This window comes from Haliscomenobacter sp. (assembly GCF_965225875.1).
Taxonomy (GTDB): Bacteria; Bacteroidota; Bacteroidia; order Chitinophagales; family Saprospiraceae; genus Haliscomenobacter.
On sequence record NZ_CBDDBS010000003.1, the window covers coordinates 2,299,134 to 2,322,920 of the forward strand.

At 47.9% G+C, this 23,787-nt stretch carries 14 protein-coding genes; 3 read left to right on the top strand and 11 right to left on the bottom strand.

The annotated features are described in order from the left end of the window. Window positions 1-46: 46 nt before the first annotated feature. Both ACO08K_RS29400 and ACO08K_RS29405 read right to left on the bottom strand, forming a co-directional pair. Window positions 47-1,342 carry an amino acid permease gene (locus tag ACO08K_RS29400; RefSeq protein WP_421800078.1) on the bottom strand — a complete coding sequence of 432 codons (1,296 nt, stop codon included), beginning with the start codon at window positions 1,340-1,342 and terminating at the stop codon, window positions 47-49. Beyond that, window positions 1,339-2,082, bottom strand: a complete 744-nt coding sequence (locus ACO08K_RS29405) for a class I SAM-dependent methyltransferase (RefSeq protein WP_421800079.1) — start codon at window positions 2,080-2,082, stop codon at window positions 1,339-1,341. Before ACO08K_RS29405 ends, ACO08K_RS29400 begins: the two co-directional genes overlap by 4 nt. Window positions 2,083-2,196: 114 nt before the next feature. Between ACO08K_RS29405 and ACO08K_RS29410 the strand changes: the two genes are divergently transcribed. Beyond that, window positions 2,197-2,937: a class I SAM-dependent DNA methyltransferase gene (locus ACO08K_RS29410; RefSeq protein WP_421800080.1), complete on the top strand. Its 741-nt coding sequence runs from the start codon at window positions 2,197-2,199 to the stop codon at window positions 2,935-2,937. A gap of 179 nt (window positions 2,938-3,116) precedes the next feature. On the opposite strand, the gene ACO08K_RS29415 is transcribed toward ACO08K_RS29410, so the two are convergent. Beyond that, on the bottom strand, window positions 3,117-3,797 hold the full coding sequence (locus ACO08K_RS29415; RefSeq protein ID WP_421800081.1) for a DNA alkylation repair protein: 681 nt from the start codon (window positions 3,795-3,797) through the stop codon (window positions 3,117-3,119). 139 nt (window positions 3,798-3,936) lie between these two features. On the opposite strand from ACO08K_RS29415, the gene ACO08K_RS29420 reads away from it, so the two are divergent. Continuing rightward, window positions 3,937-4,740 carry an arsenite methyltransferase gene (locus tag ACO08K_RS29420; RefSeq protein ID WP_421800082.1) on the top strand — a complete coding sequence of 268 codons (804 nt, stop codon included), beginning with the start codon at window positions 3,937-3,939 and terminating at the stop codon, window positions 4,738-4,740. Between the two features lie 227 nt (window positions 4,741-4,967). Here the strand turns inward: ACO08K_RS29420 and aspA are convergent, their stop codons facing one another. From aspA to ACO08K_RS29440, 4 genes are all read right to left on the bottom strand, one after another. Next, window positions 4,968-6,395, bottom strand: coding sequence for an aspartate ammonia-lyase (gene aspA / locus ACO08K_RS29425; RefSeq protein WP_421800083.1), 1,428 nt, complete (start codon window positions 6,393-6,395; stop codon window positions 4,968-4,970). Window positions 6,396-6,598: 203 nt separating this feature from the next. Continuing rightward, window positions 6,599-12,262, bottom strand: a complete 5,664-nt coding sequence (locus tag ACO08K_RS29430) for a gliding motility-associated C-terminal domain-containing protein (protein ID WP_421800084.1) — start codon at window positions 12,260-12,262, stop codon at window positions 6,599-6,601. A gap of 70 nt (window positions 12,263-12,332) precedes the next feature. Further along, a complete protein-coding gene (locus ACO08K_RS29435; RefSeq protein ID WP_421800085.1) occupies window positions 12,333-13,289 on the bottom strand; it encodes a PorP/SprF family type IX secretion system membrane protein in 957 nt (318 codons plus the stop codon). 430 nt (window positions 13,290-13,719) lie between these two features. Then, window positions 13,720-16,845: a hypothetical protein gene (locus tag ACO08K_RS29440; RefSeq protein WP_421800086.1), complete on the bottom strand. Its 3,126-nt coding sequence runs from the start codon at window positions 16,843-16,845 to the stop codon at window positions 13,720-13,722. Between the two features lie 241 nt (window positions 16,846-17,086). Here ACO08K_RS29440 and ACO08K_RS29445 point away from each other — a divergent pair, with 241 nt between their 5' ends. After that, on the top strand, window positions 17,087-17,593 hold the full coding sequence (locus ACO08K_RS29445) for a YciI family protein (protein ID WP_421800087.1): 507 nt from the start codon (window positions 17,087-17,089) through the stop codon (window positions 17,591-17,593). A 130-nt stretch (window positions 17,594-17,723) separates the two neighbouring features. Here the strand turns inward: ACO08K_RS29445 and ACO08K_RS29450 are convergent, their stop codons facing one another. From ACO08K_RS29450 to ACO08K_RS29465, 4 genes are all read right to left on the bottom strand, one after another. Then, on the bottom strand, window positions 17,724-19,421 hold the full coding sequence (locus tag ACO08K_RS29450; protein ID WP_421800088.1) for a sodium:solute symporter family transporter: 1,698 nt from the start codon (window positions 19,419-19,421) through the stop codon (window positions 17,724-17,726). Window positions 19,422-19,489: 68 nt separating this feature from the next. Next, window positions 19,490-20,989, bottom strand: a complete 1,500-nt coding sequence (gene araA, locus ACO08K_RS29455; RefSeq protein WP_421800089.1) for an L-arabinose isomerase — start codon at window positions 20,987-20,989, stop codon at window positions 19,490-19,492. 101 nt (window positions 20,990-21,090) lie between these two features. Next, a complete protein-coding gene (locus ACO08K_RS29460) occupies window positions 21,091-21,792 on the bottom strand; it encodes an L-ribulose-5-phosphate 4-epimerase (RefSeq protein WP_421800090.1) in 702 nt (233 codons plus the stop codon). Between the two features lie 149 nt (window positions 21,793-21,941). After that, the gene (locus ACO08K_RS29465; RefSeq protein ID WP_421800091.1) at window positions 21,942-23,606 is read right to left on the bottom strand and encodes a ribulokinase; all 1,665 of its coding nucleotides are present in this window, start codon (window positions 23,604-23,606) and stop codon (window positions 21,942-21,944) included. Window positions 23,607-23,787: the final 181 nt, after the last annotated feature.

Below are 23,787 nucleotides of genomic sequence, written 5' to 3' on the forward strand. Positions count from 1 at the left end.
GCTAAAAAATGCCGCTTTTGTTTCGAGATCACTTTGATACACATTCTTATAGCGCAGCCGTCCGTTTCAGCCACGCATAAACTGGAATGCCCAGCACCAACAAAATCAACCCACTCCCAATCGTCGCCCAACCCGTTCCGATTATGGCCGCCAAAACCAGGCTAAACGTCACCATCGAACGCAGGCCTAAAAGCCAATGCGCCCTCCATCTCAACTTCCTCTCCCTCCAGAGGCACCCCAGTTCAGCCACCGCGCTGAACAAATAAGGAATCAAATTAGCCAGTGTAGCCAAGAGGATCATTTTTTTGAATTGATCTTGCAAGGATTCGCTGTAATTCAAAAACACCATTACTGACATCAATACACTCGACAAAATCAAAGCCTGAGCGGGCGCCCCTCTCCCATTCTCACGGCCAAAAAAAGCGGGAAACAAACCATCCTTAGCCACCGTGTAAGGAATTTGCCCCTGCAATAAAATCCAGCCATTCAAAGCCCCCAAACAAGCCAAAGCGGCGGCTGCTGCGATGGCATAATAGCCCGGCATGCCCCACAAAGTTTTGGCCGCATCCGCAAAAGGAGCAGCCGAAGATTTTAATTCCTCCTGGTTCAAAATGCCCATCACGGCAGAACAGGAAGCTACAAAAACCAGTGCCGAAAAAACCGTACCCCACCAGGTAGCCCGACTGATGTTTTTTTCAGGATTGCGGATAGAGGCAGCAGGAATGGTAGCCGATTCGATGCCCAAAAACGACCAGAAAGTCAAAGCGGCCCCTTGTAGTGCCATACTCCCCAGAGAAAAAGGTTGAGGGTCTACCGCCCAGTTGCTCCACTTGAAATGACTAAAGCCCCAGGTGCCCAACAGCAAAATGGGCAAAAGGCGCAAAATGGTGGTCAGGAGCTGAAACTGTGCCGCCTCTCGTACTCCCCGCAGATTGATCGCTGTTGCTACCCAAATCGAGGTCAAACAAGCCAACAAGGAATAAATAGAGTTACTCCCAAGTGTTGGAAAAAAGGGGGTAAGATTGGCCACAAAAGCTATCGCAATGGCCGCGTTGCCCGTCCATAACGAAATCCAGTAACCCCAGGCCACGGTAAATGCACTTAAATCCCCAAAGGCCACCCGGGTATAGGCGTAAGGGCCTCCATTCACTGGAATTTGACGGCTGAGCCGGGAAAAGGTGTGGGCCAATAGCAAAGCCCCTGTTCCTGATACCAACCAACCCAACAAACTAAAATGACCAAACACCGCCAAGGTAGCTGGCAGCAAAAAAATACCTGAACCAATCATGTTGCCCGCTACCAGGCCTATGGCAGGCCACAGGCCAATTTGTGACGTTTTCAAACCTGGCCAGTTTTAAGAAAAATGGGAAAACGGATGTCCAATACTTGATCTGTCGGCCACCAGGCCTGCAGTTGCGGCTGAAGCTTCAAAACCGGGTCTTCATTGTGCTGTTGGATGTATTTTTTGACACTCGACCAGGTACCCAAATATCCGATGAATTGCTCCAGGTTCCAACGCTTGTGGATGGAAAACTGGGCTTGTTCAAGGGCTGAGAAGGGAAAAGGTATCTGGGCGTAGGCTTCGTCGATGTGGTGCCGCTCGGCATCCCAATAAGGGCCGATGGTGGAGCGGTAAAAATGTTGAATCCAGGGATCAATTTCAGGGTGGACACTAAGCAGCCCATAACCCCAAACGGCCAATAAGGCCCCTGGTTTTGCTACCCGCCCGACCTCCGCATAAAATGCCCCGAAGTCGAACCAGTGCAAAGCTTGAGCTACTGTGATGAGGTCGAAATGTTGCTCGGCAAAAGGGCTTTGCTCCGCCCGACAAACGCTGTATTGAATCCGTGGATGAGGGGCCGCTTGTTCGATTTGGGCAGCACTCAGGTCGCTGGCCTGTACCTGATTGAATCGTTCGGCGAGCACCAGTGCTACCTGTCCATTGCCCGTACCACAATCCCAGGCGCAATCAAAGTGTTTGACTCTGGCGTAGAGGTAGTGGTACAATTCGAGGGGGTAGTCGGGCCGGAATTGAGCGTATTGGGCTGAGGCGGTGGAAAAATTATCAATGGATGCTTTCATGGCTAGGCTGATCTTTGCGGAAAGTAGTACTTTTTGGGAAATTTCAGCGCAGGGGAACCATTTATCGTTCAAATTTGTACTGCCTCCGTTTTTGAACCTAACAACCTTCTAACCATGAGTAAGTTATATACCGAGTTCGCCGAAGTGTACCACCTGATGTATCAAGGGTTGATTGATTACGATGAAGAATTTGTGTATTACCAAAAAATCCTGGCCGATTTTAACGCTAAATCCTTACTGGAAGTAGCCTGTGGTACCGGACAATTGGGCCGCCGCTTGGTCGGAGCGGGCTACACCTACCAGGGTCTGGACATGAGCGCAGACATGTTGAGTTTTGCCCGGGAACTTTTACCTGGAGGTCAATTCCACCAGCAAGATATGCGCTACATTCAACTTCCCGGTACTTTTGATGCAGTGCTCAGTACGGCCAGAAGTGTTTCCTACCTGCTAAAAAATACCGATTCCCTGAGCACCTTCCAAAACATCAAAAAAGTGCTCAGACCAGGTGGTATTCTGGTTTTTGATTTTATTGATGCCAACACCTACATTCCCTATATCCAGGCCAACCCGACAGCAACTCATGAGGTAGATACGCCAAAAGGTAAATTCAAACGGGAAAACCATTACCAGTACAGTTTTACAGATAGTTGGTGTTTTACCTGGAATGCTGAGTATTTTAAAGAAGATGGTGCTGGCCTTTATCACTCTATTGGGACTGATGAAACCCAATTGCGCTCATTTACCGAAGATGAGATGTGTTTGATGCTGGAATTGTCTGGGTTAAAGGTGCTAAAAGTGTTGGAACGGCCTTCTTATGCGTACAATACCAAAGTGGCGATTGCGCAGAATGCGTAAATACATTACCAAAAATTTTAAAGACGGGGTAAGCTTTAAACCGCCTTTTCAAAAGGTACACCCTTTTGAAAAGTTCTTTAGCGCAAAATGGTGCAGGCAAAACCCTCCGAAATTCGGAAACTTTCGGAGGGGAGTTCTGGTGCTGTGCCCTAATTTTTAATTTTAAGTGCAACCTAAATTTAAAAGTCCATCAAACGCAAGGCTTCCCGTGTGGTTAAAGCCGCCAATTTATGGCTTTGTACAAAATTCTTCACCCCTGCTGGATTCGTCTTCGAATATTCACGCAATGCCCAACCTGCCCCTTTTTGTACAAAAAACTCCTTACTGTCCGCCCGACGCAGTACATTTTTGAACAAGCGCTGGGCGTCAGTTTTTTGTTTGTAACCCAATTGAAAAATGATGGCCGCACGTTGATACCAGAAATTGTCACTTTCGATCCAGCGGTCGGTGTATGGCGCAATCTGGTCAGGGAAACGCAAAAACAAGCCTCCAGCCAATTTGGGAGCCAAAAAATCCACCGAATCCCACCAGGAATGTTGGCCAATCAAGTCCTCAAACACATCCAAAAAAGAAACGTCCAGGGTTTTTAATCTTTTGTTCAAAGCATCACCCACAAAATAGTGTAACTCGCGGTATTCCGATTCAAAACAAGCACGACACAGCGCTTTTAAAGCCTCCCCTTCCGGCAGGCCATGCTCAGCAATGAACGCAGCAGCCAGTGCCCGACGTTCTGGCGTTTTGATCCCATAATAGGGAAACTGCTCTTTCATGTAGCGCGACATCCCTTCAGCATTGGTCGGGTTGCCATGCTGGAGATAGACTTTTTCGAGTTCCCGGACGTATTGATTTACTTCGTTCATCTTTAGCAAATTACCTTTGATGCTACTAAGCAGTTCTTTATTTTTTTTTTATCAAAAATACATTTTTTTCAAAAAAGACTTGACAGGCTGCAAGTTCAATCGTAATATTGCGATATATTTCATCGTAAAATAACGATCAATGCGAAACGAACAAGAATTGAAAGAACTGGTGCACAGCAAATACAGCGCCATTGCCCAATCCACCAGCAAAGCCAGTGGCTGTTGTGATACCTCTTGTTGTGGTCCCAGCGACGAAGTGTACACCCTGATGGCGGATGAATACACCAATCTGGAAGGCTACAATCAGGATGCGGACCTGGGCTTGGGCTGTGGTTTGCCCACTCAGTTTGCCAAAATCAAGGCAGGCGATACTGTACTCGACCTGGGTTCCGGAGCAGGTAATGACTGCTTTGTGGCACGCCATGAAACGGGCGATAAAGGCCTGGTGATCGGCGTTGACTTTTCAGAAGCCATGATCGCCCGTGCCCGGGCAAATGTAGCCAAATTGGGTTTCCAAAATGTTGAGTTTCGTCATGGCGACATCGAAAACCTGCCCGTTGCCAGCAATTCCGTCGATGTAGTGGTGAGCAACTGCGTACTGAACCTGGTGCCCAACAAAGCCAATGTCTTCGCTGAAATTTACCGCGTACTCAAACCCGGAGCTCATTTCAGCATTTCCGACATTGTGATCGAGGGAGATTTACCACCTTCTTTGCAAGAAGCCGCCGAAATGTATGCGGGCTGTGTTTCTGGTGCCATCCAACGCCAGGACTACCTGCAACTGATCGAAAAGGCTGGCTTTAAAAACGTCACCCTCCAAAAAGAAAAACCCATCCTGCTGCCCGAAGAATTGCTGCAACAGTACCTCTCCCCTGCCGATGTTGAATTGGCCAAGGCGAAAATGGGCGAGATAATGAGCATTACTGTGTACGCAGAAAAGTAAGTATTGAAGGGTGAGTCATCCCGTATACTACTGGACATTTTGCTCGGAGGACATGAATAGCCCCTGGCTTTAGCCTGGGGCTATTCATATCCTCCGAGTCTGAAAAACAAAAGCCTCCAGTAGTGTGGTCATCCCGAATTTTAATTTCAAAAAACACCTAAAATCACAGCGTAATTAAATTTTGCATGGTCTAATTTCGGGCTTCAAAACACGGGATGACTCACCTTTTACTGTTTCGCTTTTAGCTGTGGCCGTATCATATTCTCTGGCGACAGTACTTCATCCAGCTCTGCCTGGCTAAGCAGGTTTTGCTCCAAAACCAGATCATAAATACTGCGATCATTGGCCAGTGCTTCTTTGGACAAAGCAGTGCAAATCTCATAACCCAATACCGGGTTTAAGGCCGTGACGATGCTGATGCTGTTTTTCACCAAATCCCAACAGCGTTTTTCGTTAACGGTGATGCCATCTACACATTTGGTACGCAGGGTTTGCATGCCATTTCTGAGAATGTTGATGGACTCAAACAGGCAGTGACCGATGATGGGTTCAAAGGCATTGAGCTCCAATTGGCCCGCTTCTACAGCCATGTTCACCGTTAAGTCGTTCCCCATCACCCGGAATGCAATTTGATTGACTACCTCTGGAATCACCGGATTGACTTTGCCGGGCATGATGGAAGACCCCGGCTGCATGGGTGGCAAGTTGATTTCATTAAACCCAGTGCGTGGACCGGAGGACAAGAGGCGCAGGTCATTGCAGATTTTCGACAACTTGATCGCCAGGCGTTTCACGGCAGAAGAAAACATGATAAAAGCACCAGTATCCTGGGTTGCTTCAATCAGGTTTTTGGCTTTTACTACTTTAAAGCCCGAAATATCCCTCAAGTGCGCGATTACCAGGCGGCCGTAGTTGGGAGACGTGTTGATGCCCGTACCAATCGCAGTACCACCCAGGTTGACTTCCAAAAACAGGTTGGTATTGTTTTCGATCCGGTCGATTTCTTCTTCCAGCGTGACGGCGTAGGCTTCAAAGGTTTGCCCCATCGTCATGGGTACAGCGTCCTGCAATTGGGTGCGTCCCATTTTGATGACGTGTTGGTACTGCTCCCCCTTGCGCCGGAAACTGTTGATGAGGGCCACCAGTTCCATCAACAACCTGGATTTACTTTTGATCAAAGCCACTTTTAGTGCCGTAGGATAGGCATCGTTGGTGGATTGCGACATGTTGACATGGTTGTTGGGGTGGCAATGGTCGTAATCACCTTTTTTGTAGCCCATGATTTCGAGCGCTCGATTGGCGATCACTTCATTGGCGTTCATGTTGGTTGAAGTACCTGCCCCACCCTGGATCATGTCCACCTTAAACTGATCGTGAAATTTACCCGCAATGATCTCATCACAAGCGGCTACAATCGCATTTTTGACCTCATCGGACAAAAAACCAAGATCGTAGTTGGCTAAGGTAGACGCCTTTTTCACCTCAGCCAAGGCCTCGATGAATTCAGGGAAAAACTGCATGGTCACACCACTGATCTTGAAATTTTCCAGCGCCCGCTGGGTTTGAATGCCATAATAGGCATCCACAGGAAGGTGTTTTTCGCCTAGCAAATCGTGCTCAAGACGAACGTTTGGATTGGCATTTGAAATAGCCATGGTTTGGTTTAATTTGGTCAGAGTTGAAAAATTAGGGCAATAAAAAAATAAATGTTCATTTTGCCCCACTACTAAGTACAAATTTAGCCATTCTTTTGGGCGCATTTGTCATTAAAAACCAATTAAAAAAAGAAAACCCGCAAGAACAATCTCTGTTCCTGCGGGCGTTCAGCTTAATGATAGTTTTGGGTAAAACCCGATCTTTATTTCACAATGGTAATGTCACCTTTGATGATCACCCCATTCGGAATGTCCAATCGCAAAATGTAATAATAAGTACCAGTCGGTAAATCCTGTCCACTCGTATTTGTACCCTTCCAGTTGTTGACATAAGGCTTAGCCCGGTATACGATGTCACCCCAACGGTTGAAAATCACAATTTCGTTGTCTTTGTATTGTTCCGGTTGAACTTCGAGGACTTCGAAACGCAGTTCATCGTTGGCACCATCTCCGTTAGGCGTGATGCCAGTTGGAACCGAAAACTGGTAGGTATTATCCGACTTAACCTGGATTTTTACGGTTGCAGTATCACACAGTTCGATACAGATTTTGTTACAAACCTGGTAAACGAACTGATCTGATCCCGAGCGGCCAGGCAATCCCCGGTACACTACACTACCGCCGTTGATGGCATCAATAACCCCCAAGCTTGGGTCCTTCGCAACAGTTACTACATAGCCAGCCGTTCCACTGATTTTTTGATCGTTGGCTACCACATTGATGGCAGTCGTTGGCTTATCGGCAGTAGCCACAAAGTTGTCCAGTCGATCATCAGTCGCAACTGGTGCAGTTTCGCGCACAATGCTCAAGCTGTCCCGGCTGTAGTTGGGACAGTCAGCTGTAGACAAAGACCAGATGAAGCGGTTGCTGCCATCTCTCAAGCCCAAAGCCATGGTGCTGGCCAAGGATGGCATTTCAATGGTAATGCCGTTTGGTCCGGTCCATTGTCCGGTAGTACCTGTTGGCAAGTTACCGATCAGCGGTGCTTCATCGTTACAGGTAGAAGTATCCCGGCCTGCGGAGGCACGGGCAAGGGAATTATCCAGGGAAACAGTTACGCTAGACTCGCTGGTACAACCATTTTCACTGTTGGTAACTACCAGTTTGTAGGTGCCCGGTGCATTGACCTGAGGAGTCAGGGTATTGTCGGGCGTAATGGTTCCATTTCCACTTCCAACTGTCCATTTGTAGGTAATACCCGCCCCAGTTGCTGATCCAGCGCCATTAAGGGATACTTTCACGCCAGCACAAGCGATAGGCACTGGTGTGACTGCTTGAGCTACTGGTTTTTGCGAATTATCCGCAATAGTGGTAGTCGCCTTGGTAGAACAGGAGTTTTGAGTGTTCAAAATCGACAACTCGTAAGTCCCCCCTTTGGATGCACTGATTTGTAGCGGATTGGCACCAGGTGTTACTGCTTGTCCATCCGGGCCTTTCCAAGTAATTTGGAACAAAGCTCCCTGAGAACCAGTGGCAGTCACCTGCACTGCTGGCGTTTTACAGGTAATGGCCGGAGCCTGAGCAATGGAAGCTTGTGGTGCTGCCTTGTCCGCAGTAACCACTAAACTATCTGCCCGGAAACAACCATTTGAGGTATCCCGCACCGTAAGAACGTATACACCAGCCTGGGTGATTTTGCCCTGGAGGGTATTCGCTGGAGTTGGAGCTACACCACCACCTTTCGCTGTCCAGGCATAAGTAAATTTAGTGCCGGTGGAAGAACCTGTACCGTTTATGGACAAGGTATCCGATTTACAGCTTAAGGTTTGATCTGCTCCAGCTTGAGCTACCGGACGAGCCGTATCTGCCGTGATTTGAGCCAATCCTTCACCGATACATCCGGTGCTTGAATTGGTCACCTTGATGGCGTAAGATCCTGCACGGTTTACTCTGGAACTAATGGTGGTTCCACCACTTACAATGTTTCCATTGGTAGTGGTCCATTCAAAGGTATAATTCGCAGTTGCGGGACTAACACTTGCAGTCAGCGTCGCATTGGGTGTTTTGCAGGATATTTTCGGCAGATTGGCAATGGTCACTTGTGGTAAGGCACCATCCTGGGCGACAACAGCCGAATCAATCACCGAACAACCACTCAAGGTATCCAAGGCGGTCAAGCGGTAAGTACCCGCAGCAGTAATGCGCAGCGAAGTCGAGTCTTTAGCAAATGCCTGGCCATCCTTTGTCCAGGTGAGGCGCAGGTTTTGGCTTCCCCCCACTGTACCTTTCAAAGACAAACTTGGTACCTTACAGGTCAAAGTTCCACCCGCGCTGACATCAGCGGTAGGCGTGGTTTTATTCTCTTTGACCACAACTGTATCATTGGTAACACAACCACTTGCAGTATTGGTAACTGCCAGGAAGTAAGTACCGGGAGCAGTGACAATTGCGCTGAGTATGGTATCGGTACCCACTTCAAAAGCACCACCAGTACTGGTCCATTTTGCCTTAAATTGAGGCGTATTGCTAATGGTGGTAGTCAATACTGGTTTATTCGTTTTACACGAAATATCTACATCCTTAGACCCAACAATACTTGGAAAATCCGGACTTGGCTTCACCAAAATAGTATCGATGTCCAAACAACCATTGGCCTCATCCACTGTCCGCAAACGGTAGGTACCTTGAGTAGTTACGTTAAATTTGAGTTCCCGGCTCAGGATGTTGTCCTTTTCATCCAGCCATTCATAAATAACGGGCACTCTGTTCTGTGATTTAGTCGCATCCAGGGTCACCGATTCACCTTTACAACCCAGGAAAAGATCATCGCCCGCATTTGCGTCAGGACGAGTTTGAGCGCTTTTCACTTCTGCAGTATCTACAGCCCTACAACGCGTGATGGTGTCCAAAACTTCCAGGGTATAAAAACCTGGATTGGTAGCTTTTGGGTTGAGTGAATTTATTTCTGAAGGATCAATGGTAGTTCCTACCGGGCCGCTCCATTTGTATTTAATAGTAGTACCTTGGGTAGATTTACTTCCATCCAGACGGAGAGTATCTCCCCGACAATCTAGAAAAGCGTCATTCCCTGCGTCAGCAATGGGGATAGGAGCATTTCGGACTTCCACTGTATCCTTACCCGCGCAACTTGTCGTTTTATCAAATACTGTAAAGACATAAATACCTGGTTCTCTTACTACAGTAAAGCTACGATCAGTAAGGCCCTCTATTTCACCCGTAACAGCTTCCCATAGATATCCGATGTTAGTACCTGTTGCACCACTTCCATTTAAGCGCAGTGGGGCAAGACAGCCTTTGATGGTATCTCGACCAGCATTCGCTAGTGGGACAGTGGCATTTTCAGGAATATCAAAGGTATCTACCCGTATGATTGCATCGGCGCCTTGCCCACTAAATATCCGTAGCTGCACCTGCCCTGCGGGCAAATTGATGGCTTTTTGGTTAAACTGTAGCGGAGCATTTTGACCCAATACCGTCCAAGTGTAAAAGAAATTCTTGTCCACACCCTTCCCATCTACAGCTTTTACCTGAATGGTTCCGTTGCTAAGTCCAGGGCAAGATACCTGTGTAATGAGCGTATCAACAATCAGAATCGTGTCTTTGATACACACTTCCCCTGCTTTAGGGAATACACTGCCTACTCCATCCAGGGTAGTCACCGATGGGTTCGGACTGTTGTTGATGTCAATTTTATGGCACTCATTAATTCCATCAACCAATTCAAAACACATGGTGAAAATGGTTGAAGAATCGGCCAAATCCTTACCAGAAACGTCACTGTAATCCACAGTCATCAAGCCTACATTCGCCGAGCTCACATCCAGTTTAAACCCGGTCAATCCATTGGCAGGAGCTGCCGAAACAAATTTTAATGCTGTTGGCCAGTTGACTTTGAACTGAGTAGAGGTTACTTTTTTAAAGTTCTCAACCTTAAAATCTACACATACAGTGTCTTTAATGTAGCCAGTATTTTGACCCATCAAAAGGAAAAATCCGGTCGGGTTCAAGATACAAAATTGGGTAGGTGCCCCAGTAATCCCTACGTTTTTACCGTTCGAGGTACTGAGAATGGCCTGGCTTTCCAGCGGGAAATCCAAAATTTCGATGTTGTTGTCACAATTATCCTGGGTTCCCAACTCGCCGGGAGATGGGCCGATGATTTTATAACATACCTGGAAAATTACGGTGCCTTCAGGTACCGTAATGGGCGTTTGAGATTCGTAGTTGAAAGTCAATGCCCCACTTTTAACCCCAGCAGAATCAAAATTGGTATTAAAGTCTAATCCCGGGAGCCGGGCAGAATTGAGGTTTTTGACCTGGGTAAATTCGATGTCAGCTGGTTCCCAGTTCAAAGAAAACTGAAAGTCAATGACGTTTTGGAAATTACCTACTGTCACATCTGTACAAATCTCGTCATTGGGTTTGCCATTACCTGCAGTAAGGATCACCTTTACACCGGCAGGCTGCTTAATTTGTACTTCACAGTTGCTGGGCGCCAACCCTATATTAATTATACCTCGGTCTCTTTGGTTAATGATGGCTGTGTTGCGGTTCAACTGTACAGGTGCCTCCAATATGCTATCTCCGGGGCTAGTACCACCTAAACCGATTGCTTTAAAACAAACTGAAAAGACCTCCTCGCCAGGGTTTACGTTGGCAACCTGGGCACCAGGCGCTGCCCAATTTAAACCCAAAACACCATTGGCTACATTGGATTTGTTAAAATTCGCATCTGACAAACCGGGTACTTTTCCTCCAGGGATACTAACTCTGACAAACTGTAATGCATTGGCGTTCCACTCTGTAAGGAAGTTCATGCTGTTGATGTTTGGAGTCCCTTGCGGAGCTGTCACTTTAACACATACTTCCTGGTTGATTCGCACGGGAACTCCGCAATCCACAGCTAGTTTTAATCCAGGAGGATCACACTGGTCAATCTCAACGTAAGTGGATTGTCCAACAATCGGAATTACCTCACCTTCTCTTACGGTATTGATGGCCTCTTTTTTGGTTGGTGAATCCGAGAAAGAAACCTCTGCGAGGTCGGAACCGCAAGGCCCAATGATTTTGAATAAAACCTGAAAAATGGTCGTACTATCTTTTAATGTTATACCCACTGGATCGATATACGACCAAGAAACGTTTAGGTCTCCTTTGTCAACACTCCCCTGAGGATCATCAGGGCGTCCAAAACTAGTTGCAGAGAGATTAGTCAAAGTTTCCAATGGAACAACACTGTTGAATTCCAACAAAGTAGTATCATAGTTCATTGAGAACTGGCAACTAATCAATTTATCGAATCCACTCACCTTCACGTTGATGACTACAATATCACCAGTAGCACCCGCTGCCTCCGAGGCGAAAAGCCGAATCGGGCGGACCCCAACTGAAACAGTTCCCACTGTTGAATTGGGGTTGTAACCAATGGCCGAGCAACCAGTTCCAAAGTAACGCTTAAAAATAATTGGATTCAAATCTCCGACAAAGTCTCGGTCATCGGACATGAGTATCGAAGTAGACTGGCCATATTTCCCAATGACCTTGAAACATACTTCAAAAATGGTTTCAAAGTCATTGATGGTGATTGAGTTGGCTTCAATACATTCACCTGAAGACCAGTTGAGAAACAATAAACCTGATTTAGCACGGCTAGAATTAAAATCGGAAACGTCCAGTCCAGGTAATTTACCCGTAACCCGTACCTCTTTGTATTCCAAAACTGTGCTATCCCAGCTAATGGGAATCTTGAGCTCGGTCATATCCGAAAAGTCTCTGACCGTCACTTGGATACAAATCTCCTCCCCGGTGTTTTTAACCCCGGAGGAAAAGTTAACCGAGGGCCCTTGAGCCCAGGTCATCATTTGAACAGCTAGGATACAACCTAGCAGAGCAAGAATTTTTTTCATGGAAGAATGAATTTGGGACATGTTGTCCATTTTCCAGTCTTAATTCAATTCATGGAAATGAACTGAGCGATCAATTTTGGAATGACAAGGTTAAGTTCAACTCATGGGTAGCTCCAGTGGAGGGGCCAAATGTACTGAAGTTGTAATCGAAACCATAGCCTAAGCGGAATGTATTGTTCAACCCCGCATTTTCACCGAGCACAAATCCCGTTTCCAGGTGTACAGCTCCTGCTGAAGAACCACCAGCGCCAATCCAAAGTGCCGTTGGCATTTGGTAGCGCAGGTTGACATCAACGTTGACGGGTGCATTAGGCGTGTATTTCACCCACATCGATGGCTCGAGAAAGCCGTCATTGCGGAAAAACTTGTAATACCCGACTTGGCCATAAAAGTGTTGAACCCTTTTGGTAAAAAACTCGCCCTGGTCATTGGTAAAGGTGAGATCCAAGCCAAAAGCTTGAGGAACTGAAAGGCCCGCATAGAAATAGTCGTCAGAAAATCGACCACCAACTGATTTGTAGAAAAATACGCCCACGCCTACATCTGGGAACATTTGCCCCTGGTCTACTCCTGAGAGCGCATCGTTATCGTCGCGAAGTTTAATTTCTGAAGAACGAACACGGTACTGTACCATCCCGGCAGTAAGGCCAATGGACAAACCACCGTATTCTGGGTCTTCCGACAATACCCCGGCAATGCGACCATAAAACCCGGTAAATCCAGTTGGGCCCGTTTGGTCGTTGATCAATTGACCGCCAAACATCATGGCGACCCCGCTGCCACCAGAATTGAGGTAGGAAGCGCGCAGGGTTTGTGTTTTGGGCGCAGCCCCCCCGAAACCAGCCCACTGGCTACGGTAGGAAGCCCCAACACTGATGTTGTTTCCATATGCAAGAAAATCGGACTCAACCGCAGCAGGGTTGATAATAGTCTGATTTTCACGATACTGAGTGAACAGGGAAAGCTGTTGAGCGAATGAAACAGCGGTCGTCAATACAAAAATGACAAGTAAACATACTCTGGTCATGGGACGAGTTTTTGAGATGGCCAAAATTACCAAAATTCCCTTTGCTTGGTTGTTAAATAATTTTCAGCCCCAAAAATATCTTTTTTTTACGTATTTGAATTATTTCCACGCAAATTTACGGTCTCCGCGATAAATAAAGGAAAACCATACACGTAAGTTGCTGATACAGGGTAAAAACCATTACAAGCAAAACCAAACTTCGCCAAATGCAGCCGAGTGGCTGTTAGACTTGTCTAGGGTGAACCAAATCAGGCTGAATTTTAATCGAAGTACTATATGAATGCAGATTTGTAAAAAATATTTTAAAAAGTAACAAAAAAAGCTTTGGGCTATCAGCAGTCAGCGACAAGCTGTCAGCTATGAGCGATCAGCAATCAGCAGCCAGCTAGAGTTGCTCATAGCTGATTGCTGATTGCTGGTTGCTGACTGATCAATAAGTTTTCCACCTCGTTTTCAGCCATTTTTTCACCCCTTTGGCTGCTTTCCCGGTGATGCTAAAAAATTTCTGGGCTTCTTTTAGATTGGTTTGTGGATTGGCTTCATGAAAACGATCGGCCATTTTGTACACCAGGGATTTGAAATTTTCTCCAGCTGCACCCGAAGTGGCATAATTGGCATTAAGAATTTCGCTAATTAACGGTATTTGGTCGGTAAACAGACAATTGTGATCAACGTAATATAACGCGAAATCAAAATGTTTGGGATCGCGGAGGTATTGCTCCATTGGCTGGAGTTTGAAACCAAAATTGCCCAGGTTATTGGTTTCAAAAGAGCGTTCCAGTTTGCGGTATTGGCTTTCAAAAGCTTCCCAATTTTTGTTTTTTTCCAGGGTTTGGAACTCCAATTGGGCCAGTTCAAAATCTTTGGGGGCTTCGTATTTACGCAGCGCTTCATTGATGCTATAAATGTCAAGGTCGCAGTAAGTAGCGGCCTGGCAAACGGTAAAAATCTTTTGGTAAATGTCGTAAGCTGCTGCAAACTTGCGTTGGCTAATCAGTTGTTCGGCATTTTTCACCCCAGTTTCGTACATTTCTCTTTCTTCAAAACAAGAGGCCTTGGCAATGTTCTTATAGCGATTTTGCAGGGCGGCAGGTACTGGCAAAGGATAAGAAGACAGGTATTGCCGGAAATTTTTGAGCGCTTCATATTTTGCTTGTTGGTCATAAGTGCGTTCTACATCACTCAGTTTTTTATCCAACAAATCGGCAAAAACCTGGTCGCGCAAACGTTTAGCATCATCGCGCATCGCCAAACTGCTGGTCTGGTTGTTTTCCACCAATGGATGCAACAAATCCAGGGCTTTTTGAGGGTTACCTTGGGCTATCAGCGTCTGCCCACGGGTCAACTGCAACTTGAATTCAGTGTCCACGAAAGGGTCTGGCTGATTGGCACTCACTTTGAGGTTACGGGCCAAAGTGGTGTTTTCCTTGCGAAAACGGGCCAAAACTGCGGCAGCATCATCCAGCGCGCCGGAGGTAATCATTCCCTCCAATAGTCGCTTCTGGGCATCCACTTTGCGGCCAAAAAGGATGGGGCCCCGGGTTACAAAAGCATTGGTCAAACTATCCCCGGACTGGGCCGTGGTGATGAAAGTGCTCAAGTCTTCAAAAAGCACTACCCCGGCGTCGATCTGGTCGTTGCGCAGATACTGATCCAAATAGCCCAAAGTACGTAAGCTAAAACTCCGCCGCATCCGCGCCACCTGAGCAGTTTGGGTTTCCGTCAAATAAGGGCGGTACAAGGTCCGCACCGAATCCAGGGAATTGAAGCGACGAATGGCCGTTTCCGCAGTTCCTGGGTTGAACATCCAGCGCTCTGCTTCCTTGGTCAAAAAGCTGTAGTGGTCCTGACTCAAACGGCGGCGTTCTTCCCGACTGTTGTTTTGAGGAAGTGCCCCCGTCATTTGTTGTTCCAGGCTTTCTACTTTGTCCAGTGCCCGAAAACCTTCCTGAAAACGTTGTTGGTCGCGCAGGTTGCCGATTTTGCGCAGGTACTCCTGGTGGAGGTCAACGAGCATGTCATTGGTATTCAAAAACTGAAAACCGGAAGTCCGCTGCATGTTTTGCAAGTCATTAAGGGCAGTTTCGGCCTGGCTGAGGTTGTCGCTGCGGAGGTAGTCCACAAAGCGTCGCTGGCTGTTGTCCGAATATTTGCGCAGAGCTTCCTGTTTTTCTCCCCGCAAGGAAGAGGTCGCATAACTGTTGAAGTACCGAGGGTTGGCGTCGGCGAATACAATCGCTTGGTTGTAATAATTGTGGATCAGCGACCAATCGTTGCCCGAAGCAGCCTGACGAGCGCGTTGCTGCAAAGCTGCCAACTCCGCTTGATAAGCTTGTTGAATGAGGCTTTCCAGTTCGGCAAAACAGGCATTTTGGTCCCGGTCGGTACTCAGCAGTTTGCAATATTCCCCGGCAAAAGTGCGCAGGTGGTCTTCCTTCAACCTTAAAGTCGGCTGACGCCCGGCCTCCGCAATGGCATCGTCACGTTCTTTGTAAATCACGCTGGTGATTTCGCGATTCAATTGTTCGGCTACATAATCGCGGTTGAGGCGAATGGCATAGCGCAATTGCTCGATCCGGCGGCGGTAATCCAGCTGGCGGCGACGGTACAAGATATTTTGAACTTCAGCGCGGGCAGCTTCCCGGATTTTGTAACCCAGGTCGTTGAGCGACTTATCGCTGAGTTGGTATTTTTTGACAAAATCAATGGCGTCGAGATAAGCATTTTCTTTGTCTTCAAAAGCAGTGGATTGTTCAATTTTACTGCGTAGCCGAGTCAGTTCTTCTTCTTGCAGGCGGTATTTGCGATCACTGACTTCGGTTTTTTTTGCACTCAGGTAAGTGGGATTTTCGTTGACCAGGGTTTCAACATCAGCCAGGGCTTTCCATTTTTCCTCAAAAGTGCGGCGATTGGCGATGTTGTTGAGTAATTCGGTGTAGCGATCAGCGTGTAATTTTTTCAACAAATCTTCTGCTGTGGTTTGGCAATTCCAATTGAGTACAGCCAGGCTGTTTTTTTCACAAAAAGCCTTGGCCTCCAAAAATTTGCTGCGTTTTTGTTCAAAGCTACTCGCATTTTTTCCAGCTTCAATCAGGGCATCAAAACGCAATTGGGCGTCTTTTTCCCGGATCCGCTCACTGCAGTTGTCGGTACTGTAGAGGTCGCAAAGTTCTCTGGCTTCTTTGAGGCGATCCTGGTTGTTGAGGTCGATCAAACGTTTGATTTCGCGGGAAAAAGCAATTTTGAGCTGGCTGTCACAATTCTCCAACTTGCCGTTAGTACAGAGTTCTTTGGCCTGCCGCAACAAACTGACTACATCGGCGCTGCCCTGTGCCTTTTTGAGCAATTCATCAAATTTGGTTTGATCCGTGGTAGCTGGGGGTGTTTTGATGGTATCTTCTTTGGTCGGTTTGATCTCAATTTGCGCGCGTGGGCGGCCTGAGCTTTTTTTGAGCAAGGTGTCCAATTTTTGGGCAAAGCCAAATACACTTAGCAACAAGAAGCCAGTGAGCAGGATGAGTTTTTGACCAAAACGAGGTTTACATAGCGTTTTCATACCACAGCAAATTTGTTTGTTCGGGAGATCAAGGTTCCGCCCCCTTAAATGTCTTTAAAATTACAATCTAAGGACGCAAAGTTCTATTGTAAAGTTAAAGTCAGGTAAAACTTTGCATTTTTCTTAACCAAGCAGGCTCGATTTGTTATCAATTTTAAAGGTGATTTAATTTTTTATGTCAAATTTATTACAAAATAAAAAAATAGTATAATTTTATTGGCTCATCCTAAAATCCAACACCATGGCTAAAATGAATTTTTACCTCCTCGGGCTTTGTGTTTTTGTCGCAGCCTGTAAACCCGATGGTGCCCCCTCCGAACCTAAAAAGAGCTACTACGCCCAAATCACCGAAGATACCAGCTATGACTCTTTATTGGCTAAAAAACTGGGCGCTGATGATTATGGCATGAAAGCTTATGTGATGGCTTTTTTAAAAACAGGCCCCAATCGCGACCTCGACTCTGCGGCCACCGCCAAACTCCAGGAAGCGCACCTGAAAAATATTTTCCGCATGGCGGATGAAGGGAAATTGTTGATCGCTGGCCCATTTATGGACGATACCGATATTCGCGGCATCTACATTTTTGATGTTCGTTCGGTTGAAGAAGCCAAAAAATTAACGGAAACGGACCCGGCGATCAAAGCGGGCAGTTTGGTGATGGAGCTGCATCCCTGGTATGGCTCGGCAGCCTTGCCCTTGTTGGCTCCACTGCATAAAAAAGTACAGAAAAATGCGATTGTGGATTGAGCGTACGACAGGACATTTTTATTTTCTGCCACAAAGACACAAAGGCGCTAAGTGATTAATAGCGCTTTGTGTCTTTGTGCCTTTGTGGCGAAAAAAAATTCTGGTTGTACGCTTTTAACTGCAACAATATTTACCAGAACTTAATGTAAATCGCGGTCAAGATCAAAACGGTAGCCACAATCATCGCCATGATGCGTGGGCTCACTTTGAACATGCTTGCATCCAGTTCAAACGCTTTTTCGTTCACCTTAGGCCCGAACAAGCTCATCACAATCATCACCAGCATGGTGAATCCAAAAGCCAGACCCATACAGATCAAAAATGGAATTTCGAAACCACCTTTGCCGTTGGGATAAGCCGTATACAAGAAGGTATGGTTGCCCAATACCGTTGGAGCGTATTCGTTGAAAAACACCGAAAGTATAAAACCAACCAATACCCCGGCAACTGCTGCTGCTCCGGTGGTGCGTTTCCAGAACATCCCCAAAAGGAACATGGCAAATACCCCAGGACTAATGAATCCGGTGTATTTTTGGATAAAGGTAAAACCACCTTCACCGCCAATGCCCAAGAGGTCGTTCCAGGTCAGCGCAATCGCCAACACCATGGCAGCAACGATGGTCATCCGGCCAATCCAGACCAGTTTACGGTCGTTGGCATCTTTATCGAAGTACTTCTTGTAAATATCCAGGGTAAAAATGGTCGAAATACTGTTGGCTTTTCCGGCCAATGAGGCTACGATCGCCGCCGTCAGTGCCGCCATGGACAAACCTTTCAGGCCCGCAGGCAAAAAGGTCAAAATGGCCGAGTAGGCATTATCGGTCATGAATTTACCATCGGGTGCCATTTGCGCCTGTAATTCGCCGTTTTCGTACAACACATATGCGGCAATACCTGGCAACATTACGATGATGGGCATCATCAATTTGAGGAAACCCGCAAACAAAATCCCGGTACGCGCCGTGTTGAGGTCAGCCCCCAAAGCCCGCTGGGTGATGTATTGGTTGCAACCCCAATAGTTGAGGTTGACGATCCATTGCCCGGCAAAGTACATGGCAATCCCTGGCAGCAGGAGGTATTTATTGATGTATTCCTGTGAAGCTTCCGGCCCCGGTTTCGCCATGATCATGTGAAAATGGTCGTCTGCTTTTTCCATCAAGAGGTTGAAGCCAGCAAAGACGTTTTGACCCATGCCAAATTTTTCGCTCACCATTGTCAGCGCCAACCAGGTCGTCGCCAAACCACCAATAATCAGTACCAAAACCTGCAATACGTCGGTATACCCAATCACTTTCATCCCCCCGATGGTAATGAACAAGGCAAAAACCGCCAGGCCAATCATGATGAGGTGGAAATACCCCCCGCCAATCAGGTTGTTGATGGCCAAAGCCCCTAGGAACAAAATCGAAGTGAGGTTGACAAAAATGTACAGGAACAACCAAAAAATGGTCATGATCATACTCACCGTTTCATTGTACCGCGTTTTTAAAAACTGCGGCATGGTGTAAATATGATTTTTGAGATAGATTGGCATAAAAAATACCGCCACGATGATAAGGGCAATCGCTGCTATCCATTCGTAGGCAGCTACTGCTATCCCAACAAAATAACCATTCCCCGACATGCCAATAAACTGCTCTGCAGAAATGTTGGAAGCGATCAAAGAGGCGCCAATGGCCCACCAGGTCAGTGACCCTTCGGCCAGAAAAAAATCGGTGGTTGTGGTTTCCGCCTTTTTCTTACGCTGGTAAATCCAGTAGCCGTAACCGACTACCAAAATGAAGTAAGCGAAGAACACCACCAAATCCACCGTTTGTAGATTTTGCATCAGTCCAAATGTTTTGTTTGTTTAAAAAATCTATGCAGGTCGCGAATATAGGGAACTAATGCATACGGTTACATGCGGTGACCATAATACACTTCATTCCAGCGCAACTCATTTTTGAAATCGTACAAATTGGTGCGCTCGTTGATCAATACGTATTCAATACCAGCAATTTCCGCAAAGTCAGCCAGGTATTCGGCACTCAGGTTTTGGCTGTAGCAGGTATGGTGGGCTCCACCCGCCAAAATCCAGGCAGCGGCTCCGGTTTTGAGATCGGGTTTCACCTTCCACAATACCCGTGCTACCGGCAGTTTGGGCAAATCCTGCGCAGGCTCAATGGCCTCCACTTCATTGACGATCAAGCGGAAACGGTTGCCCATGTCCACAATCGAAGCGTTGAGGGCTGGACCAGCCGGGCAGTTGAAGACCAGACGTACGGGATCAGCCTTGCCACCAATCCCGAGCGGATGCACTTCACAACTCGGCTTTTTGGCCGCAATGGAGGGGCAAATTTCTAGCATGTGTGAGCCCAATACTTGCATGTTGTCGGGCTGAAAGTGGTAGGTATAATCTTCCATAAAGGAGTTGCCGCCAGGTAGGCCAGTCCCCATTACCTTCATCGCCCGCACTAGCGCGGAAGTTTTCCAATCGCCTTCGCCAGCAAAGCCATAACCTGCTGCCATTAAGCGCTGTGAGGCAATACCAGGCAATTGCACCATGCCATGCAGGTCTTCAAAAGTATCGGTGAATCCTTTGAAGTTGCCCGCTTCCAGGAAGGTCTGAACGCCCAATTCGATGCGGGCGGCTTCGATGAGGGAACTGCGTTGAGCGCCGCCTTTTTGCAAACTGGCGGATAAGGTATAACTCGCTTCGTATTCTTCGATCAGTTGCTGGATTTGAGCATCACTCACTCCATTGATGACCTGCACCAGGTCCCCTACCCCATGGGTATTGACAGAGTAGCCAAATTTGATTTCGGCCTCAACCTTGTCGCCTTCGGTTACCGCCACCTGGCGCATGTTGTCGCCAAAACGGACGAACTTACCACCCTGCCAGTCGTTCCAGGCCGCAGCTACCCGGCTCCATACGCCCAGGCGCTCCTGGACTTCGGGGTCTTGCCAATGGCCAACGATTACCTTGCGGTTCAGGCGCATGCGTGCACCGATGAACCCAAACTCGCGGTCGCCATGGGCCGATTGGTTGAGGTTCATAAAGTCCATATCAATGCTCGACCAGGGGATGTCCTGGTTGAATTGGGTATGCAGATGAGCCAGAGGCTTGCGCAGGATTTTGAGCCCATTGATCCACATCTTGGCAGGTGAGAAGGTGTGCATCCAGCAGATCAGCCCGATACACTGCGGCGCAGAGTTGGCTTCAATGATGAGTTTGCTGATTTCTTCAGGCCCAACCACGATGGGTTTAAAAACGACCTTTACCGGGATATTTGCAGCAGCATCCAGTGCTTTGGCAATGGTTTCGGCGTTTTGAGCAACTTGTTTCAGTGTCTCTGGACCGTAAAGGTGTTGGCTTCCGGTGACAAACCAGGCTTCGAGTTGTTTGAGTTGGATCATTTCTTTTGATTATTCGATTATCGTTGGGGCGACCGTTGGGGCAGCCCTATGTGGCTGCCCTTTCTTGCTGCCCTGGAAAAGGCAACCACGTAGGGTTGCCCTTACTGCCCGTAATAGGCGTTTTTACCATGCTTGCGTTCATAATGTTTTTGGATCAAGGCGTCCTTGAGTCTGGGTACGTCTGGGCGAATGGTCACACTGAGGTAGGCCATACGGGCAACTTCCTCCAAAACTGCGCTGTTGTACACGGCTTTTTCTACCGTTTTGCCCCAGGTGAAGGGAGCGTGATTGCCCACCAGAATCATTTCCACTTCTTCGTAGCTGTAGCCCCGCCGGGTAAAATCATTCATGATCTGGAACCCCGTTTCGTATTCGTAATTGCCCTGGATCATGGCGTCCTCCATGGGCGGCGCACAAGGAATGTCCACGGTGAGGTGGTCGGCGTGGGTGGTACCCAGGATGGGGATGTCCAGTTGGGTTTGAGCCCAGGCGGTGGCGTAGGTGGAATGGGTATGTACAATGCCACCGATGTTTTCCCAATGCTTGTACAACACCGCATGGGTTTTGGTGTCCGACGAGGCCCGTTTGGTCCCTTCAACCACCTGGGCTTCGAAGTCGAGGATGACGATGTCTTCGGCGCGGAGGCTCGCGTAGGGCACTCCACTGGGTTTAATGGCAAAAACCCCAGCAGAGCGATCCGCCACACTGGCATTGCCAAAGGTGAAGAGCACCAATCCCAGTTGGGGCAGTTGCATATTGGCTTCGTAACAAGCTTCTTTAAGGCTTTGGTAAGCGCTTTTCATTGTTGGTTATTTTCAGGCAGCTTCGCTGCTGGGTTTTTCACCACCTTAGAAACTTTAGGCACTTAAGACACACCTTAGTTACTAAGTACATTGTTTCATATGCTTAGGTGTAACTTAAGTGCCTCAGGTTTCTGAGGTGGTGAAAAAAATTACTTCTTTTCCACAAAATCCCCGAATCGGCCATACTCAGCGTACAGTTTTTCATACAGTGCTGCATTGGCCGGAATGGGATGGTAAATTTTATCAAAACCATTGCCCATTACCTGCATGGCACTCGCCACATCGGGGTATACCCCTGCGGCTACGGCGGCATACATGGCTGCGCCCAAAGCGGGAGCTTGTTCCGAGCGGGCGATTTTAATGGGGCGGTTCAGTACATCGGCCAGGGTTTGCATGACCAGGTCCGATTTTTTGGCTACACCACCCATGCCTACCACGGCTTTGATGGGAATGCCTTCAGCTTCAAAGCGGTCGACAATTTTTTTGGAGCCAAAACAAATCGCTTCGACCAGGGCCTTGAAGATCGCGGGGGCATCCGAGCCCATGTTCAAACCCATGATGGCGCCCTTCAGGCTTTGATCTGCATCCGGGGTACGGCGACCATTGACCCAGTCCAGGGCGACGATCCCGGTTTGGGCGACGGGGATTTGGGCGGCAGCTGCGCTAAGTTGGGCGATGATTTTGTCTTCCATTTCGTCCAGAAGCGCCGTTTTGGTGGCTTCATCCAGCAACTGGCTTTGTGGCAGCAGTTGTTGCAATGGCCAGGTAATGACTTGTTTGAACCAGGCCAGTAAGTCGCCAAAAGCAGACTGACCAGCTTCCAGTCCCATCATACCGGGTACGATGGAACCATCCACCTGACCACAGATGCCGTGGACGAGTTTGTCTTGTACTTCATCTAGTGGCGCTACCAACATGTCACAAGTGGAAGTGCCCATTACTTTGATGAGGGTATAGGCTTCGGCTTCGCCGCCTACTGCTCCAGCGTGGGCATCAAAGGTACCTACGCTCACTACCACGCCTTCGTGTAAGCCCAGGCGTTGCGCCCATTCGGCGGAGAGATTACCCGCAGCTTCATCAGCGGTATAGGTATCCTGGTAGAGGCGATCGCGCAGACCCGCGAGTTTGGGTTCGAGGTGGGTTAAAAAGTCCTCGGATGGCAAACCATCCCAGGATTCGTGCCACATGGCTTTGTGCCCGGCAGCACAGCGGCTGCGTTTGGTGCTCAGGGCATCATCGCCTCCGATGAGCAGGTGGGTGATCCAGTCGCAGTGCTCCATCCAGGAATAGGCGGCTTGTTGTACGGCTTCGTCCTGGCGGATGGTATGGGTGATTTTGGCCCAAAACCATTCGGAAGAATAAATACCCCCTTCGTACATGGTGTAGTCGATGCCACCCCAAGCACGAGCTTTGTGGTTGATTTCTTCGGCTTCGGCCAGAGCGGTATGGTCTTTCCAAAGGATGAACATGCCGTTGGGATTTTCGGCAAATTCGGGCAGGAGGGCCAAAGGTGTGCCCGTTTTATCTACCGCAACTGGTGTTGAGCCAGTGGTGTCAACGGTGATGCCAACAACGAACTTGGGATCCAAACCCGGCAATTGCTTCAAGGTGCGGACGATGGCGTCTTCCAGACTTTCTACATAATCGAGGGGATGCTGGCGAAACTGGTTTTGGGCAGGCTTACAGTACAAACCTTTTTTCCAGCGTGGGTAGTAGGTGACGGCACTGGCCAATTCGGCACCGTTAGCGGTATCAACCAGCACTGCGCGGACCGAATCGGTGCCAAAATCAGCGCCGAGGACGTATCGATTCATGTCAACAGTTTTGTTCTTGCGATAATAAATGTAAAAGTAACAATTATTGTTGCTTGTGCAAATTTGGCGGCTATTTTTTATCTGGTTCGGGTCTGCAAGGTAAAAAGCCGCTCGGACATCGTGACTTTTTTATGGCCTTAAGCGAGAATTTGAAGCTATTCAAATGGAATCCCGCTAACTT

Coding starts and splice junctions, on each gene's coding strand:
- ACO08K_RS29405 (WP_421800079.1), bottom strand. CDS start 2,082: ATGAAAGCATCCATTGATAATTTTTCCACCGCCTCAGCCCAATACGCT.
- ACO08K_RS29410 (WP_421800080.1), top strand. CDS start 2,197: ATGAGTAAGTTATATACCGAGTTCGCCGAAGTGTACCACCTGATGTAT.
- ACO08K_RS29415 (WP_421800081.1), bottom strand. CDS start 3,797: ATGAACGAAGTAAATCAATACGTCCGGGAACTCGAAAAAGTCTATCTC.
- ACO08K_RS29420 (WP_421800082.1), top strand. CDS start 3,937: ATGCGAAACGAACAAGAATTGAAAGAACTGGTGCACAGCAAATACAGC.
- aspA (WP_421800083.1), bottom strand. CDS start 6,395: ATGGCTATTTCAAATGCCAATCCAAACGTTCGTCTTGAGCACGATTTG.
- ACO08K_RS29430 (WP_421800084.1), bottom strand. CDS start 12,262: ATGAAAAAAATTCTTGCTCTGCTAGGTTGTATCCTAGCTGTTCAAATG.
- ACO08K_RS29435 (WP_421800085.1), bottom strand. CDS start 13,289: ATGACCAGAGTATGTTTACTTGTCATTTTTGTATTGACGACCGCTGTT.
- ACO08K_RS29440 (WP_421800086.1), bottom strand. CDS start 16,845: ATGAAAACGCTATGTAAACCTCGTTTTGGTCAAAAACTCATCCTGCTC.
- ACO08K_RS29445 (WP_421800087.1), top strand. CDS start 17,087: ATGGCTAAAATGAATTTTTACCTCCTCGGGCTTTGTGTTTTTGTCGCA.
- ACO08K_RS29450 (WP_421800088.1), bottom strand. CDS start 19,421: ATGCAAAATCTACAAACGGTGGATTTGGTGGTGTTCTTCGCTTACTTC.
- araA (WP_421800089.1), bottom strand. CDS start 20,989: ATGATCCAACTCAAACAACTCGAAGCCTGGTTTGTCACCGGAAGCCAA.
- ACO08K_RS29460 (WP_421800090.1), bottom strand. CDS start 21,792: ATGAAAAGCGCTTACCAAAGCCTTAAAGAAGCTTGTTACGAAGCCAAT.
- ACO08K_RS29465 (WP_421800091.1), bottom strand. CDS start 23,606: ATGAATCGATACGTCCTCGGCGCTGATTTTGGCACCGATTCGGTCCGC.